The sequence below is a fragment of the Acidimicrobiia bacterium genome (assembly GCA_041676705.1).
Lineage (GTDB): Bacteria > Actinomycetota > Acidimicrobiia > Acidimicrobiales > SKKL01 > Actinomarinicola.
This window is the reverse complement of record JBAYRL010000005.1, coordinates 54,602-71,204: the sequence shown is the minus strand read 5'-3', so window position 1 is coordinate 71,204 and position 16,603 is coordinate 54,602. Positions and strand designations below refer to the sequence as shown.

Here is a 16,603-nt window from a genome sequence, read left to right as displayed (position 1 = left end):
TTGCAAAAAGGTCAACCTTTCAGATTTCGATTAAAACGTGCCGTTACAACGCGCGCCGACAAGCTGAGGCCAAATACCAACGCCACTAACGTGAAGGCCGCGCCCCAAGCCAGTTCGTTCGCCAACGGCAGCCCCGATTTCGCACCGCTGAATATTTGTTGTGCCAAGGTGGTGTTCTCGCCAAAGGCACTCGCATTGAGCGACTGGGTGACCCCGATCGTAAAAATGACTGGGGCGGTTTCGCCAGCAGCACGAGCAATAGCCAAAAGTGACGCCGAAACTAAACCTGGCAACGCAGCCGGTAGTACTACCCCAAAGACGCCTTGTGAACGTCGCCCGCCAAGAGCCAAGTTGGCATGGCGAAGCTCATTGGGGACGAGACGAAGCATCTCTTCCGAACTACGCAACACAATCGGCAGCATCAGACACGCTAAGGCCAAAGAAGCAGCGAAAGCCGATCGCCCTTCGGTGCCAAATCGCACGACCCAAACGGTGAAGACAAACATGCCCATCACAATCGAGGGCACCCCAATCATGACATCGGCAAAAAATCTGATGACAACGGCTATGCGCCCTCGTCCGCCGATCTCGTTGAGATAGACCGCCCCAAGAATGCCAATGGGAATTGCAAGTAGCGCAGCGATTCCCGTGGAAAGCAACGTACCCACAATGGCGGGCCCCATACCGGGGCTAGGGGACACACAGCTGAGACCGTATTTGGCTCGAAACTCTGGTGTGATTTCAGAACACGAGGTCACCGTTTGGCCGGTGACACTTGGAATGTCGCCGGTGATAAAACCCCAGTTCACCAACGAAGCCCCTTTTACGATTAGCACGCCGATGGTCGCACCTAGAGGCACGAGCGCGGCCAAAAGTGCCAGCCACAAAGCCACCGTTCCGAGGTGGTCTTTGGCCCTACGGCGAAGTGACAGTGTTACCAGGCGAACATCGCTGCGCTTGGCTGCATCAATCACGGGAGGAAACTTCGCCGGTGCCGACTCTATTTCGATTCGCCCGGCCATTATGCGGGAATCATTCCGCGCTTGGTTCGGGCCACAATTACCCGCGCCGCCATATTCACAATCAAAGTGATTATAAAAAGCAGTACACCGAGACCCATTAGGGCATTTCGTTCAATTCCAATGCCTTCACCGTTAAATCGGTTAGCAATAATCGATGCCATGGTCGAGCCTGGTTGAGTGACGTCAGCAGTTATTTGGATGGCGCTACCCACCACCAAGGCCACCGCTATCGTTTCGCCCAAAGCCCGTCCCAAACCAAGCATTACCGCTCCGGTTATACCATTGATGCCGACAGGCAATATGGCTGAGGTAATCACTTCCCAACGGGTGGCTCCAAGAGCGTAAGCAGCCTCGCGGTATTGACCTGGCACCGTGGCGATTACTTCTCTTGTGATAGAAGCAATGATTGGCATGATCATGAAAGAAAGGATGATGCCAGCGGTGAGCAAGCTAGAGCCGTTAGCAGTGGGCCCGGCAAAGACTCGAAACACCACCTGGAACGCTTCACCAAATACCAACGCTCCAACCAAACCGAACACCACCGAAGGAATTGCGGCTAAGAGGTCGATGATCGCAACAATTGGTGCCCGAAAACGTGCCGAGCACACCTCGGTAACAAAGAGCGACACTCCAAGGGCCACCGGCACCGCAGCCACTAGCGCTATAAGCGAGGTGACCACGGTTCCGTAAATTAGTGCTAAGGCACCGTAGGTTTCTTGCTGTGATGACCAAGTTGTACTGGTGAGAAACCCTAGACCTTGTGACTCGATGGCGGGCCACGCATACGAGACCGTGGCTGCCACTACACCCGCCAATAAGGCGAGAATGCTAAGCCCAGCCACCAGGGTCACAGCGGAGAAAGCCAGTTCACGGGCGCGACCCAGCCGAGTTCCGGTAAGGGAATTCGGCGAAACAACCTTCATCAAGGTCAACCAACCTTGATCTGGTCAATCTGGGCCAATGCTCTGGTCGCTAGTTCCGCGGGCAGCGGCGCATAGTTCAGGCTTTGGGTGAAGGTGACGTCTTGACCATCGGTGAGAATGAAGCTGAGCAAGGCCCGTAATGCCTCGGCTTTGGTCGAGTCGCGCTGCGTGTCAAGCACGATAATCCAGGTGGGGGAAGTTATGGGATAGGCGTCGCTGCCCGGAGCGTTGATCGGATCGAAAGTGAGGTCATCGCCGATAACGGCGCCCTCCACCGCGGCCGATGCACCTGAGAGCGAAGCTTCCACATATTCACCAGCTGAGTTTTGAATTAGCGCTCCGGCGAGCCCCTGCGCCTTCGCATCAGAGAAATCAACATAACCAATGGACCCAGATTTCTTGGCAATGCAAGCGGCCACACCACCGTTGCCTTGTGCGCCTTGCGTGCCACTTGGCCAGTCCACGGTGTCACTGGAACCGTAGGGCCAATCAGCGCCACCCGCTGCGTCTAGGAACTTGGTGAAGTTTGTAGTCGTTCCCGACGCATCAGCGCGGCGACATACCGTAATTGGTATGGCTGGCAGTTCCGTTTGCGGGTTCAGAACGGCGATAGCTTCGTCATTCCAGCTAGTAATCTTGGCGCTAAAAATCTGTGCCAAAGCAGGCCCGTCGAGCCGAAGTTCGTGCACTCCATCAAGCTCGTAGGAAACCGTTATGGGGGCCACAACCGTTGGAAAATAGAGCACCTGGCCGTTGTATTTGGCCGCATCTTCGGGCTTAACCAGCGAGTCGGTTCCGGCGAAATCTACAACGCCGTCCGCTAAATCGGACTTACCTTGCCCCGAGCCACCACCGGCATAAGTAATTTTCAACTCCGGCAAAACCGTGTGTAGAAGATCGATGGTGGCGAGATTGTAGTTTTGTTGAAACGACGAACCAGAGCCTTTGATGTTGGCATTTAGCCCAGCGAAATCGGCGAGATTGAACCCGGTACTTTGAACTTCACCGGTATTGGAATCAGCGGTTGTGCCATTGCCAAGCGAGGTTGTTGTGGGCTGCTTTCCTTGCGGCGAAGTACTGTTTCCACAAGCCACCGAGACAACTAGAAGCAGCGCGAGTACTGCACCAAGGCCAACTCTTACAGTTTGCGAACGATGTCGCGCACGAATTTCTTGCATAAAGTTATGAAGCCCTCCTAGGCCTCATGATCAGCGGCCACTCCGCTAGATCGTTATGCAGAAACTTAAGAGCCGAAGGTGAACACCAGGCGTAACTCTCGGTTAACTTCTAGTTAAGCTTTGGTCAACTATGCGTTGAGCGCTTGTTCTAAGTCGTCAAGCAGGTCGTTCACGTGCTCGATTCCCACCGAGAGCCGCACCAAATCGTTGGGTACTTCGAGGTCGGAACCGGCCGCCGAAGCGTGGGTCATCTTTGCCGGATGTTCAATCAGGCTTTCCACACCTCCCAGCGACTCAGCGAGGGTGAACAACTTGGTAGATTCGCACACCTTGAGGGCCGCAGATTCCCCACCTTTCACCCGAAAGCTAACCATGCCACCGGCTCTACGCATTTGGCTCTGAGCTAATTCATATCCCTCGTGGTCAACCAAGCCGGGGTAAAATACCTGTTCAACCGCCTTATGTTCGGACAGCATGTTGGCTACCGCTGCGGCGTTATCACAGTGGCGGTCCATGCGAACACCCAAGGTTTTCGCACCGCGTAGAACTAGCCACGAGTCGAATGGCCCTGAAATCGCACCCATCGCGTTTTGGTGATAGCGAAGCTTCTCAGCCAGCTCAGCATGGCGAGTAATTAGCGCTCCGCCCACCACGTCGGAATGTCCACCCAAATATTTGGTAGTGGAATGAACCACTAAATCGGCACCAAGGCCAAGCGGCTGTTGCAAATAAGGCGAGGCAAAGGTGTTGTCTACCACCAAGCGCACGTTGTGACTGTGGGCGAGCGCCGCCACTTTTTGGATGTCGGTAATGTTCAACAACGGGTTAGACGGCGTTTCGCACCAGATCAACGTGGTTTCACGGGTGATAGCCGCCTCCACCGCGGCCAAGTCTTGCAGCGAGACCACACTGTGAGTGATTCCCCAGCGGTTAAGCACTTGGGCCACCAGCCGGTAGGTGCCGCCGTAAGCATCGTTGCCCAAAATCACGTGGTCGCCGGGCTTAGCAACGGCCCGAATAAGTGTGTCTTCAGCTGCTAAACCCGAGGCAAATGCTAACGCCACCGTTGCTTGCCTACTCTCACTGTGAGCACCGTCATCGGAACCATCACCGGTACCGTCCGGCCGAGTGATGGGGCTTGATTCGAGGGCCGCCAAACACTCTTCAAGTGCGGTTCTGGTGGGGTTACCCGAGCGTGAATACTCGTATCCTGACCGCATTCCACCTACCCCGTCTTGGATGTAAGTAGAGGTTTGGTGAATGGGCACCGTGACATCCCCGGTAACCGGATTAGGTTCTTGACCAGCGTGAATAGCGAGAGTTTCAAAGTCCCAGGTGGGGTTCATTTAGATTCCTTAGAAATTCAGATCGATGGGTAGGCGGCACTACAGATGAGGTGTCGAAGTTGTGCCAAAACCGCCCGACTATTCGGGCTATAAATTACGCGAGTCGAAATTGCGGGCAGTGGCTAAATAACCCAGCACGTCTTGGCGAGAAAGGACCCCTTGGGGCATACCATCTACCAGGATTAGGGCGGCATCAGCCACCTTAAGCTCGGCTAGCAAGTCGGTAATTGGCGCACCAGCACCGACCAATGGCAACGGTGGGGTCATGTGTTCTTCGATTTCATCGCTAAGCGATGCTTCACCCGAAACCAACCGATCAAGCAAGTCACGTTCCTCAATGGTGCCAGCTATCTCAGCTGCCATCACCGGTGGTTCGGCCCGCACTACCGGCAGCTGCGACACTCCATATTCACGAAGAATTGCAATCGCCGATTCCACCGTTTCATCAGGATGAACATGCACTAATTGTGGCCGCTCACCGGTCTTGGCTCTAAAAACCTCACCTACTTTGGGTTGACCAGCGCTCACATCTAAGAAGCCATAGTCGGCCATCCAAGCGTCGTTGAAAATCTTTGAAATGTAGCCACGGCCACCATCGGGGAGTAGCACCACGATGACCGCATCGGGCGGTGCCGTAGCGGCAACTTGCGCCGCGGCGAACACCGCCATGCCACAAGAACCACCCACCAAGAGGCCTTCTTCTTGAGCTAAGCGGCGAGTGGTGTTGAACGAATCCTTGTCGCTGACCGCAATAATCTGATCGGGAATTTGGGCATCATAGGTTTCTGGCCAGAAATCTTCGCCAACACCTTCCACCAGATACGGACGGCCAGTGCCGCCGGAATAAACAGAGCCGACCGGATCGGCTCCGATAATCTGCACCCGGCCTTTGCTGACTTCTTTCAAGTACTTACCGGTACCGCTGATCGTTCCACCGGTACCCATGCCAGCCACGAAATGAGTGATCCGACCTTCGGTTTGTTCCCAAATTTCGGGACCAGTGGTTTCATAGTGAGAAGCCGGATTGTTCTGGTTCGAATATTGGTTCGGTTTCCAAGCACCTGGCACCTCACGAACCAAACGGTCAGAGACTGAATAATAGGAATTAGGGTGCTCTGGCTCGACAGCCGTCGGGCACACAATCACCTCAGCGCCGTAGGCACGCAGCACCTCTATTTTGTCGAGGGAAACTTTGTCAGGACACACAAAAATACAGTGATAGCCACGTTGTTGAGCCACGATCGCCAAACCAATTCCAGTGTTGCCGCTGGTGGGTTCAACAATCGTTCCGCCTGGTTTCAACAAGCCATCACGTTCGGCGGCGTCTATCATTCGCACCGCAATGCGGTCTTTCACGGAACCACCAGGGTTCAGGTACTCAACTTTGGCTAATACGGTGGGCACCACATCACCTACGACCTGATGTAAACGCACAAGCGGCGTATTCCCAATCAAGTCGACGACAGTATTGGCGTATTGCATGCGGTTCCCTTGCCTAAAGTTTACTTACCTAAAGTGGTGCGTTCTGCCTGTTGAAGCCGGTCCTAACGCTGCCACCTTGAACGTTAGACCGACTGCTAGCCGTTTATGAAAGACTAGCCTGAAAAGCTGACTAGGTTAGTCGGGTATCCTAATTGGGGGCGCGCCGTAACGATAGAGCCCGAGCAAGTTTTAGGACTTTCGACCCTGGCCAACCGTTGGGACCTAACGCCGTACACAACGGTTAAGCATCAAGGCGATAACCAACGCCTCGCACCGTAGAAATTCTTTCACGCCCGCACAGCTTTCTAAGCCGGCTCACATACTCGTTAAGCAACGCGTAAGCCGTGGGGGAAGGGGTTACTCGCCACACCGCTGATAATAAGGCCGCCCTGGTGCAGACCTTGCCCACGTTTTGGGCCAACTCGGCCAAGAGATCAAATTCGGTTCGAGTGAGCTCAACGGTCTTGTCCTGCACACGTACAGCTCGGGCATCAAGATCAACCACCAAATCACCAAGAACCAACATGCCGCGGCGTTCGGCTGAGGTACGACGTAAAACCGCTTCAGCCCGTGCCAGCAGCTCGCCTGGCGAGAAAGGTTTCACAATGTAGTCATCTGCCCCTTCTCTCAAACCCCGAATCCGATCTGGTTCGTCACCACGACCAGTTACAACAATGATCCCCATGCTTGAGCCAGTGGCACGTACCCGCCTAAGAAGCTCTGAACCATCTAAATCGGGCAGCCCAAGATCGAGAATTACCAGGTCAAAATGGTGATCTCCGCTAAGGCGCGACTCGGCCGAGCGACCCGAGTTTTCAATGGTGATAGCAAAACCAGCTGGTGCCAACCATCGGGCCGCAAGATCCGCTGCGAACTGGTCATCTTCAACGATTAACACTTCATACCGCGACCCCGCCGTCACGAAAACATCCCCATAATGTCGCTTACCGCGGGTCCTAAGACTATGGCCAAAGTAGCGGGAAGGATGAAGAGAACTGTTGGTAACAAGATTTTCACTGGCAGACGATTGATTCTTTCCCTTGCCATTTGTCGATGTTTTAACCGGGCACTCTTGGTTTGTTGCGACAGTACCGGAGCCATGACCGCTCCCATTTGCGAAGCGTGGTTGACCGCCAAAACAAAGTCGGAAATTTCGGGCACCAACAATCGCTCTGCGAATTCAGCGAGGGCCTCTTCGCGAGGCTGACCCAACGAAATGGCGGTCAGTAAATGGTTTCCTTCTTCAGCCAAAGGACCAGACATCTGTGCCGAAACTTCTAGTAATGCGGTGTCAAAACCCAACCCGGCCGAAACCGAGAGCGTTACCAAATCTAAGAAATCGGGAAAGTGATCCCGAATTTTTTCAACGCGACGCGTAGCGACTCGTTCAAGCAGAACTCGGGGTGCCAGAAAACCAAAAACACCACAAACCACCAGCGCCGCCAGGCCTAACTTCGATGGGAGTGCGACCAAAATCACCAATAACCCAAAACTGGTCATGATTGCGGCACCCACAAGCTGAGCCAGCAAAATATCTTCCACCAGCAAGAACCTCGACAAGCCCGCCTGTGAAATCAGACGCGATGTTTTCTCGCTGTAGCCATGCCACGCCAGTCGAGCCAGCCACGGTCGCAGCAGGAGAGTGACCGTGCGGAACCTGCGACGAATTTGTTTGCCGAACCAATTGGCCTGAGTATCCACAACCTCGTCGTTTAGTTGTAACCGGGTTGCCACACTGGGACCAGGCCCGTGTTTTGCGGTAGCAACAAGGAACACACCAGCGAAGATCACAAGCACCGCAACTACGGCATGTAGTGTCATCCCTCTACCGTCCCTTGCACCATACGCAACACTATGAACACACCTAAGACCACCGACGCCGCCGTTAAGGCCAGCCAAACAACGCCCCACCCCTGGTAGAACGGTTGCAGATAGCTCGGGTTCATTACCTGGAGCACCACGAAGATGGCGACTGGTAAGCCTCCCAGGATGCCAGCCGAAAGTCGTCCCTCAGCGGTAAGCACTTGAATCTCTTGTCGCAGTTCGGCCCGTTCCCGAATGATGTCCGCCAAATTCCTGGTAATGGGCGCCAGTCGCCCACCGACCCGACGCTGCAAACCAACCGCATAGGCCCACCACCGCAGATCGTCGCTGCCCAGACGTTCAGCCATCTGCACAATGGCAGTCTGCACATCGGCCCCTAACTCCACCTCTACCACTAAACGTTCAAACTCGGCACCCAATGGTCCACCAATTTCACGAGAAAGAACAGCAAGACTGTGTTCCAAACTTGCGCCCGCTTCAAGCGATGACGCCAAGGTGGATAACGCCGCCGGGGCCTGTTCGTGGGCCATTTTCAGCACGCGCCGCCGTGCCGCTTGCGTCATAACATTTTGCAGTAGTACCACTGCCAAGCCAGCCACAATTGCCAAAATTACCTGGCCGACAACCACGAAAACAGTTAGCGCCACCACCCCGGCGACTACCGCAATCGAAGCAACGTGACCAGTGTTCAATTTCGGTTCGTGTGATTCAGCACCACGGCCACGGGGCGACAGTTGAGCCACGGCACCATGAAACGTTCCCCGCGAGACGCTGCCATTGGCGTACCCATCATCGCTATAAGGCATAGAGATACGCTCAGCCACGGAACGAACAGCATGTCGGCGAAACTGCAAAAAGCCACTCACCAACGTCGCCACCCCAGCTAGAACCAATAACCATGCCATAGTCGCGGTCAGCTTTCGCGAAAAATGCTAGTTGGAACCGGGTGGCCTTCGGCCTCAAGTCGTTGCGCCAATAAAGGACGCACACCCGAGGCGCGCAAAAACGCGTTTGCGTTTGGTCCACGCTCAGCTACAAAAATATCGGCCAAGGTATAGGAATCTCCCTCAACGCCTTGCACTTCGGTCACCGACTGAACCACTCGACGCCCATTGGGCAAGCGCTCCAAGTGCACAATTAAATCAATCGCGGAACCGATCTGTTCTTTCACAGCTTTCAGGGGTAAATCCACCCCAGCCAACAACGACAACGTTTCCAAGCGGTTTAACGCATCACGCGCCGAGTTGGCGTGCAGTGTCGTCATGGAACCTTCATGGCCCGTGTTCATTGCTTGGAGCATGTCTAGGGCTTCGCCACCGCGGACCTCACCCACGATGATCCGGTTTGGGCGCATGCGAAGCGCATTTCGCACTAAGTCACGAATCGTGATTAAACCGGCGTTCTCAGCATTCGGCGGCCTTGCTTCTAGCGCCACCCAGTTCGGTTGATGGCATACCAGCTCAACCGCATCTTCAATTGTTATAAGACGCTCATTGGTAGGAATAAACCTAGTAAGCAGGCCCAACACCGTGGTTTTACCCGAGCCAGTACCTCCAGAAACAAGAATGCTTACCCGGCTGGCAACACATGCTTCAAAGAACAACACCAGGTTGGTGGTCCAGTTGCTCGAACCTAAAAGATCGCTGACTTCAAGCGGGTTTCGCGGCGCTTTCCTGATGGTCAAGGCCGCCGAATGAACCGCTACCGGTGGAATCACCGCGTTCAGACGACCCCCTTCTTTCATTCGAGCATCAACCATCGGCGAACTTTCATCGATACGGCGATCAACCTCTCGCACCAGTCTGTCGATGACCCGGCGGAAGTGGGTTTCATTTGCAAAATGCAGCTGGCTCTCTTCAAGCACGCCGTTGCGCTCAAACCAAATTTCGTCATGCGCGTTGCACATGATCTCGGTGACCTCATCATCAGCCAAAAGAACATCGAGTGGTCCGTAACCCAAGATGTCAGAGAGCACTTCGTTCATGAAGCTCGCCTGCTGTCTGGGGGACACAGCAACTTCTTGACGATCTAGGGCCAGTGCAACGGCTTGAGTCACCTCAACCCGTTTTTGCTCATCGTTAAGGTGACTCAGATTTGGGGCGACTTCGCTCAGCACGAATTCTCGCATGCGCTGTTTGCTGCTCTCCCAAGCGGCCTCATCCCTGGGGCGTTGAACTAGGTCGGCTGCTGGCGCATCTTCGTTTGAAAACGCTTGAGCAAGCTGGCGTTTTAGATCCATCCCAGACCCCTGAACAACACCAATATCGCTATCAAAACCATGGCCGAACTGCATAGCAACATGAGCCGTGCCTTTGGCTGCTCAGGTGGAATCGGCGCGGTATCACTGTTGGAAGCCAACAGAACTCGCGCGATTTGATCGCGCAGCACACGGCCAGCGGAAGCGGAATTTGTTTCATTGACCACCGGAACACCAGCGTTCAAAGCCTGGGCAACGTGTCGATCGTATGGAATAACCAGAGTTGGTTCGCGTCCCACGGTTGCGGTCAGATCCTCAACTGTGATGCCAAGTCCAGCGGAATATTTATTTAAAGCAATTTTCACCCGATCCGTGTCAACGCCAGCCGAATCAACGCCTTCAAGCAATAAGCGCAACGCCCGAAGACTTCGAAGATCAGGCGTCTCCACGCACCACAACGACGAAACCTCACCAATTATGGAACTGGTAATCGGATTCGGGGTCGGCGGCGCATCAACCACCACATGGTCAAATACACTTCTGGCCGCGCTAATCAGGTTTTTGACGTCAATAGTGGACGGGTAAGCGTCGGATTCAGACCCAGCTGACAATACGAAAAAGCCGGGCTCATATTCTTCGCATAACGCTTCGAGATGTCCCACTAGTTCATCAGGATTCGTTGAAAACGTATCGTGAATGGTGAAACGAGGGGTGATTTGTAAGGCTAAGGCGACACCACCAAACGGCTGATCCAAGTCGATAAGGCATACTCGACGCTCGGGGCTAGCCAAGGTGGCGGCAATGCTGGTGGCCATTAGCGTTCTGCCGCTACCTCCTCCGGTGGCGGTCACGACGTGCAGTTCCCCTCGGGCGCTTATTCCACCGTGATGTACATTGGCCGCCCATTCTCGGCGAAGTCGAGCCAGCTTAGTGGCACGGCTGACGGCACCTTCAACATCCACACGATTCGCTGGCTTCACCACCAACTCTGAGGCACCACAGCGAATAAGGGCAGCTAGGTTGGCTTTCGTGTCGAACTCGGGCGGTCCCTCCAGGTCCATTTCGATGACAATAGGCAGCGCTGGAATCGACTCGTGTAGCACGGCTAAAGCTCTCAGTGCTCGATCATCCTTCGGTGGAACATGGGCATAGAGCAAGTCCCAACCTTCGGGTTTTTCGAGCTCACGCGCCAAAGAAGTGGCGTCGAAAGCGTTGGCTACAAAACCACCTTGTTCTAGGAGGATCTCGGTGAGCATCAGATTCTCTTCGCCACAAATATTGAAATACAGCACTCGAGATTCATGCAGAGAAAGCGACATCTACTCAGCTCCATTCATTCGATATGCCTGGAACAAGGCCTCCATCGACTGGAGCTGTTGGGGCCTCGGCATATCGGAATCAGCCAGCGATAACTGGAACGAACCGGCTGCCCCCAACAGCACTACTTGTTCAGCAATCGCTGGACGGAGGGCAAGTAGAAAAGTTAACGCCGAGCCTTCATTTCTTGGCCCGCCGGATACATACGGCGCCACTTCGCGGCTCACATCAAGCACTAAGACCGAGGTGTCGACCACTACGAGCTGGGTATCACCATCACGCTCTACAACGGCATAGAGATTGACCAGGTCACCAGCTCCAACATAACCGGCACCACCGGCGGTGAATGGCAAGGTAATGGCGACGCCTTCGCTTCCTTCAGGCACAATTACCGCCGCTGCCTCACGGGCGGTAGCTACGCGGAGTTGTGTGCTACGGATTGCCGAACCGCTATCTATGCGTTCGGTCACAACGTTGCCCACTAGTTGTGCTTCTGAACCTAAGGCACCGCTTGGGATAGTCCCCGGCCAGTCTTCGAGGCGAACCAGCCCGTCGGCCATTATTTCTTCACCCCGCTGACCAGGTTCTATGGTCTCGGTGGCCACCAACACCATTTGAGTTGAGGGTTTCGCCGAGTCAGCCGAAGTGTCTTCCGACTCGGTCCAGAGAAGAGCTACACCTACCACAAGCAAACCCAGCCCTACTACGACCGGGAAACCGGGCCGACTTAATGAGTTGGCAGCAGTTTTGAGTGCTTTTGATAATTGCGATCTAGGTTTCAAGAGTCTCGACCCCCGTCAAAGCATTGCCACCCACCAGAATTGGGCGGGTTCGTGTTTAAGAGCTGTCACCGTACGAGTCGTACACCGGTGCAGGTTGCGCCAGTCACCGCCACCGACGCATTGCCAATATTTACCCCCAAAGCGGCCAAGGTTGGTTCAACTACTTGTTCCTGCAATGGCTCAAGAACTCCTACTAGCACCGCGGTGATGCCATCAAGCACCGGGCCCAACAGCCCCACCACAGCGCCCAGAAGGTTGTTGGCTTCCGAGGCGACCAAGGCTGGAATCAAGGAACCAACCGAATCAGTCAGATTTAGCTCACTTCCTAACACCTGGGTTCGGTTCTCCCACCCAAAAGGCGGATAGTGACGAGTTGGTTGAGGTGTCTGTGCAAGCCGTAGCGGGATCCGTTGACTGCCAAGTGACACAGTGGCAGAGGTAACACTGGAGGTGGTGACGATATCTACAAAGTCGACACCGGCACGAGAACATGCGACATCCATAATTTCGGCCTTCGATTCTGCCCCTTGCAGCGAAAGGGAAATCTGAAGTGTGCCGATACTGGCGAGTAAGGGATCTAGCAGGCCCCGCAAAAGTGGTGGGATTATGCTGCCTACGGCACCCAGAATCTGATCAACCATTGGAACAGTGATTGCTAAATCAACTGAAACCTGCGCCGTTCGGGCCACTGTCCCCGCAGGACCAATACCAAGCTGAGGCGGCTCTACAACCACGGCTTCTGCCGTCACCGTGGCCACCGGTCCAATGTCGATATTATTTGAGGTGCTTATTGCATGTCCGTTGGCCGCCCCTATCAAGGCCAGATGGTGAATAAGCTCGAGAACACCCAACTCGGTTTCAAGTGCCGCGGAGTCAACGGTGGCGTCGGCGGTGAAAAGGTCAGAAATCTTGACTTCGTTGAGGGGTAAGTTCACCGGCGATAAGCGTGCCAGTGTGCCTACTACCGCCGAGGCTTCGACTAACGATTTGTCAGCTAAAACATCAGCGAGAACTTGAAGATGCTCGCTTATGGCGAGCTCGGTTGAGACATAATCGTTGATACCAAAGGCAGAAGCCTTGGCCGCTAGTTCGCTCAACGTAACGTTGGTGCCGAGCAACGTTTCCCAACTGATCAAAGCCACCTCAGCAACCGCGGTTGGCGCGGTTATTCCCAATAAACCGCTAACTACGGAACTGAAGATTTGAGAATTGTGAAGTGATACCTGCACCAGATCAGAACCGACCATGACCGATGCGCTTACTGGTAGATCGGCGACGGCGGAACGCTGCCGGTAGGTACCACCGGGCATAAATAACCAGCGTTCATTAGCACCCACCGTTACGGCAACCGCCGTGGGCGGCCAGGTATCGGTACCCGCTAGCGCCGTGGACCAAACATCGCCAACAAGGTGCCCGAGTTCAACATCGTCTGCGCTAATTGGGTAACCATTACGTTTCGCCGAACGTATCGCAGCACCCACTACATCTTGTTCATATTCTTCGGCTGAATCAGTGAAGGCATTTAACCAGCGGGCGGCGTCGAGGGCAGCGATATCGCTGGCGCGTTGCAGTTCACGTTCAGTTACCCATAATCGGCCCACATCAACGCTTAGTGCCGTGGCCGCTAACAAGGCATTAATGCTTAACACGGTGAGGATAACCGCTATACCCCGATCCAAATTTTTAGAACGCCTAAGCCCGCGCCCTTTGGTCATTCGAAGCTCCCACCTACCGTTACAACAACTTCAGCACTTGAGCGGTGCGGCAACGCTGCCGACAACAGCGGTAGCCGTGGTACAACTGGGTCAATGTCGTGATCGTGTTGCACTCGAATTGTTCGACAGAAACTGGCCGGGTCAAGCTCGCATTCCGATGCTTCTGACACCTCGCAGGAAACTGCTACATCAGAACATGAGCGCGAAGTGGCACTAAGTACCTGCTCGATAGCGGCCAGGGCCCGCGTGGTCTGCTCGTCTTTATCTTTAGTTACCGACGCGGCGCGTGCCGCGTCGGAGGTGGCGTGGATCAACGTTTGTTGATAACCCAATAGCACTCCGAAAGCGATTATACCGACTAGCAGTAAGCTCAACAGGTTAAGCACTATGGCGGCTTCGACTAACGCCGCCCCTCGCTCGCTCTCGGCCCTTGCTATTCGGTACTTCACGGTTCAGCCTCTTGGACAGCCACGCTGGTGGCTAGCGCAATTTCTCCGATGGTTACGGGAAATGAGATTCGCCGCGTTATCCCAGGTATCTGGTCGTACATTGGGTTTGAACTGAACACCACAATGGCGGGGCTTTCGCCAATTTCTACCCTCAAAGTGGCGACTAGATCGCTGAAGTCGGCCTCTTCAACTAGGTCATCGGCCAAGCAGATTACTGCCGGATTTAATGTACAAGCGGCATGAACTAGCGCATGGCGACTTCTTAGGGTTCGTGTAATCACGGTGTCTTGGTGCGCGGCCCGTATCAATTCGGCGGTCGCAACATCAGTTGTGCCCACGAGGACCAAAGGTCCTTCGGTTTCAGCAACGGCGCCGGGCAGGTCGAACCAAAACGTGGCACCACCGCTCGGCTGGTTAAAGACTCCAATCGCTCCGCCCATGGCCGCCACGTGTTCGCGACAGATGGCCAAGCCTAGGCCTGCTCCACTCGCTCGAAGGGTTCCGTGTTGCCCTTGGCTAAAGGGCTGGAACAGCTGGTTTTCTGCTTCGGTCGCGATACCGCTTCCGCTGTCGGTCACCATGAAGGTGACGAATTGGCCAGCGTCGTCACATTCGATGCGTACCACTCCGCCGACCGGGCTGTGCTCGAGCGCGTTTGAGACCAGATTCGACAGGACACGTGAGAACAGAAGCCTATTGGCGGTGACCTTTTGATCGAGATTCACCGATACCACGAGGTCTATGTCGCGTTCACGCGCCTGTTGTTGCACTACCGAGACCACCTCATCAACCATCGGCCGAGCCAATAGGTGCGATGAGGTCACCTCCGATCGTCCGCTGCTTGAGGCCACCAGTTGCAGCAAAAGTTCCGCGGTTTCCATAAGGTGCTCACCGGAACGCCGGGTATGAGACAGCCAAAGTCGCTGTTCAGGGCGTTCTTCGCTGTTCAGTAGCAGTTCGCCGAAACCTTGGATCGTGTTCAGTGGCGACCGCATGTCATGAACAATCCGGGCAAGCGTTTCTTCATATTGCTTAAGAGCCTGAGTAGCTTGGCGTCTAGCCTGCCTCTCAACATCGAGTGCTGCTTCTAAGTGTTTTATCGATGTTTGGGCCGCTAAAAGATCTTCTCGTGTAACGGTGAGACTGGACGTCAACTCGCTAATTTGTTCTCGCGAGGAGTTCAGGCTGCGAACCAGACGGGTGGCCTCTTCGGTGGCTTCGAATCGGCTCTGAGGATAGATTTCGCGTATCTGACTGGTAGCACCGGTGTTTCCGCGTCGCACCTTGGCGGCTAGCTCATAATCAATGTCATCCATCGATTCGCTGGTCACATCAACCGCGAAGTACACCACTGAATCTTCCGAAAGTGCGTGAGCAGTCAGGGTTAACAGGCGCCAATTGTTGCCACTGTTTTTCACTCGACAACGAAGCAGAACCCGTTGATTCTGCGCCAGCTCTGCCAGTTCCCCACGATCACTAGCTGGAAAGCGACTGTAAATGGTGTCGGGCCCATCGAGCGGGCCTAGTCCAAACAAATCGTCGCAAGCACCCCCTCTGGCCCGCAGCTCTGTCCATTCCCGATTTACGATCCACCAGGAGATTCTGTTTTGGGTGTTAAACGAACCGAGAAGCACCCCGATTTCGTGAACCGTGCGGCGATCGGGGGCCTGATCATGACGTTTGTCAATCACCTCATTCTTCATCAATTATTTCCTCCCCCAACTGCAAAACACGGCGCACAATAGCTATGAGCTGTTCATTCGCGACCGGTTTCTCGAGCACCATAGCACCTAATGCCTCAGCCTCGGACACAATTTCTACGCTCGACTCCCCACTCATCACGATGGCGGCGAGCTGTGGTGACGCCTCTTTCTCTGGCGCCAATTGCAGAAGTTCTAGGCCGTTTTCTTCACCTAGTCGTTGATCAACAATCAATAAATCTGGAGTGGTTGAATCTAAGAACAGTCGTGCATCGGTCAGGTTGCTCACACCATGAACATCAATTTCTGCGGTCCCAAGTACCGTTTTCACCAGAGTGCGTATGGCAGGGTCATCTTCCACATGAAGCACTAGACGACGTTGATGACCCAGCGAAGTGGATTCGACTTCAACGCCGAGTGGAGTGGCCTCGAAATACTGGCGAGCATTGTTATGCAAGCGGGTTATAGCTGCTGTTATCGCCTCGAGGTATCCACGTGCGTCCTCATTAGATAGCGACGGTGCCAACAAGTCCGCGTATCCGATTACCACATGCGTTGTACCAGCAATTTCGTGGAGCAGTTTAGCTATTGGGTCTTTAGCTGTTGCTACCTTGTTCTCGCTAACTGCCTGGTGCTCGGCCAGTGGTACCGAGTTTTCCTTTGTCACG

Annotated in this window: 15 protein-coding genes; all 15 read right to left on the bottom strand. The window is 54.5% G+C overall.

What is annotated here, in order from left to right; translation table 11 throughout:
* Positions 1-11: 11 nt before the first annotated feature.
* Positions 12-1,022, bottom strand: coding sequence for a phosphate ABC transporter permease PstA (pstA, locus tag WC184_09095; protein ID MFA7478036.1), 1,011 nt, complete (start codon positions 1,020-1,022; stop codon positions 12-14).
* On the bottom strand, positions 1,022-1,945 hold the full coding sequence (gene pstC, locus WC184_09090; GenBank protein ID MFA7478035.1) for a phosphate ABC transporter permease subunit PstC: 924 nt from the start codon (positions 1,943-1,945) through the stop codon (positions 1,022-1,024). Before pstC ends, pstA begins: the two co-directional genes overlap by 1 nt.
* Before the next feature lie 5 nt (positions 1,946-1,950).
* Positions 1,951-3,123, bottom strand: coding sequence for a phosphate ABC transporter substrate-binding protein PstS (gene pstS / locus WC184_09085; GenBank protein MFA7478034.1), 1,173 nt, complete (start codon positions 3,121-3,123; stop codon positions 1,951-1,953).
* Between the two features lie 128 nt (positions 3,124-3,251).
* On the bottom strand, positions 3,252-4,469 hold the full coding sequence (locus tag WC184_09080) for a cystathionine gamma-synthase (GenBank protein MFA7478033.1): 1,218 nt from the start codon (positions 4,467-4,469) through the stop codon (positions 3,252-3,254).
* A gap of 87 nt (positions 4,470-4,556) precedes the next feature.
* Complete coding sequence (locus WC184_09075; protein ID MFA7478032.1) at positions 4,557-5,951, bottom strand: cystathionine beta-synthase; 1,395 nt, start codon at positions 5,949-5,951, stop codon at positions 4,557-4,559.
* Positions 5,952-6,192: 241 nt separating this feature from the next.
* On the bottom strand, positions 6,193-6,873 hold the full coding sequence (locus WC184_09070) for a response regulator transcription factor (protein MFA7478031.1): 681 nt from the start codon (positions 6,871-6,873) through the stop codon (positions 6,193-6,195).
* Positions 6,870-7,772 carry a type II secretion system F family protein gene (locus tag WC184_09065; protein MFA7478030.1) on the bottom strand — a complete coding sequence of 301 codons (903 nt, stop codon included), beginning with the start codon at positions 7,770-7,772 and terminating at the stop codon, positions 6,870-6,872. Before WC184_09065 ends, WC184_09070 begins: the two co-directional genes overlap by 4 nt.
* Positions 7,769-8,680 (bottom strand): type II secretion system F family protein, encoded by a 912-nt coding sequence (locus tag WC184_09060; GenBank protein MFA7478029.1) that lies wholly within the window; start codon positions 8,678-8,680, stop codon positions 7,769-7,771. The genes WC184_09065 and WC184_09060 overlap by 4 nt, the downstream gene beginning before the upstream one ends.
* An 8-nt stretch (positions 8,681-8,688) precedes the next feature.
* The gene (locus WC184_09055; GenBank protein MFA7478028.1) at positions 8,689-10,014 is read right to left on the bottom strand and encodes a CpaF family protein; all 1,326 of its coding nucleotides are present in this window, start codon (positions 10,012-10,014) and stop codon (positions 8,689-8,691) included.
* Positions 10,005-11,291, bottom strand: a complete 1,287-nt coding sequence (locus WC184_09050) for a hypothetical protein (protein ID MFA7478027.1) — start codon at positions 11,289-11,291, stop codon at positions 10,005-10,007. Before WC184_09050 ends, WC184_09055 begins: the two co-directional genes overlap by 10 nt.
* Positions 11,292-11,981, bottom strand: a complete 690-nt coding sequence (cpaB, locus tag WC184_09045; protein MFA7478026.1) for a Flp pilus assembly protein CpaB — start codon at positions 11,979-11,981, stop codon at positions 11,292-11,294.
* Between the two features lie 155 nt (positions 11,982-12,136).
* A complete protein-coding gene (locus tag WC184_09040; GenBank protein ID MFA7478025.1) occupies positions 12,137-13,786 on the bottom strand; it encodes a pilus assembly protein TadG-related protein in 1,650 nt (549 codons plus the stop codon).
* Complete coding sequence (locus WC184_09035; protein MFA7478024.1) at positions 13,783-14,235, bottom strand: TadE/TadG family type IV pilus assembly protein; 453 nt, start codon at positions 14,233-14,235, stop codon at positions 13,783-13,785. The genes WC184_09040 and WC184_09035 overlap by 4 nt, the downstream gene beginning before the upstream one ends.
* Positions 14,232-15,938 (bottom strand): HAMP domain-containing sensor histidine kinase, encoded by a 1,707-nt coding sequence (locus WC184_09030; protein ID MFA7478023.1) that lies wholly within the window; start codon positions 15,936-15,938, stop codon positions 14,232-14,234. Before WC184_09030 ends, WC184_09035 begins: the two co-directional genes overlap by 4 nt.
* A complete protein-coding gene (locus WC184_09025) occupies positions 15,928-16,602 on the bottom strand; it encodes a response regulator (protein ID MFA7478022.1) in 675 nt (224 codons plus the stop codon). Before WC184_09025 ends, WC184_09030 begins: the two co-directional genes overlap by 11 nt.
* Position 16,603 lies beyond the last annotated feature (1 nt).